Origin of the sequence: Litoribacter ruber (assembly GCF_018449405.1) — a bacterium.
In the GTDB taxonomy this organism is placed as follows: Bacteria; Bacteroidota; Bacteroidia; order Cytophagales; family Cyclobacteriaceae; genus Litoribacter; species Litoribacter ruber.
The window spans coordinates 1-838 of sequence record NZ_JAHCMY010000046.1; the positions used below are offsets into that span (position 1 = coordinate 1).

At 44.2% G+C, this 838-nt stretch carries 1 protein-coding gene; it reads left to right on the forward strand.

The genetic code is table 11. The features are described 5' to 3' along the window. The first annotated feature begins 406 nt into the window (after positions 1–406). Positions 407–775, forward strand: a complete 369-nt coding sequence (locus KI659_RS18520; RefSeq protein WP_213946878.1) for a four helix bundle protein — start codon at positions 407–409, stop codon at positions 773–775. Positions 776–838 lie beyond the last annotated feature (63 nt).

Sequence of the window (838 nt, forward strand, 5' to 3'; positions counted from 1 at the left end):
CACCCCGTGGGTCGGCCTCCCGCGGGAGGTAAACTGCGCCTCCCCGGGGTTGTTGTGGTGGTAGTCATTGTTCTATTTAGACGCCCAGCAGGGGATTACTTAGGGGTGGGATGAAGGCTGCCGAACCCCAATCTTCTTCGCGGTGCCCACCTTCATCCCTCCCTGTTCTCCCGCGAATAGAACAACGACAACTCGACAACAGAGGACCGCAGGTTTAGGACAACAATCCCGAACATCGAAGTTTACCTCCTCGGGGGAGGCGCCTTCGGGACCGACAACCACGATAACAACTATTTTTAAATCTGCAATTTTGATTGTAAATTAAGGCTTCATAATACCTGTTTACTACTATTAACTTTTTTCTAACTTTTCCCTTAACAATTTTTTAAATAACCCTTGAGATACTATGAAAAGCTATCACGACCTCGAAATTTACAAGATCTCATTCGAGCTGTTTATCGAAACTCACCGCTTTAGCTATTTTCTGCCAAAGCAGGAACTTTATGAGCTGGGAAGCCAAATAAGAAGATCGGCAGATTCTATTAACTCGAATATCGTGGAAGGCTATGGGAGGAGGAAATATAAAAATGACTTTTTGAGGTTTTTAAATTATGCGCACGCCAGTAATCTGGAGACTATTAATCATCTCAAAAAAATATCTATACTCTATCCTGAAGCCATTGACCTATCTTCAGATTTATCAAATAAATACGATAAACTCGGGGTGAAGATTTATAATTTCATTGATTACGTAAGTCGGGAGTGGAGGTTGTAAGTCGTGGTTGTCATGGTTGTCATGGTTGTCCACCCCGTGGGTCGGCCTCCCGCGGGAGGTAAA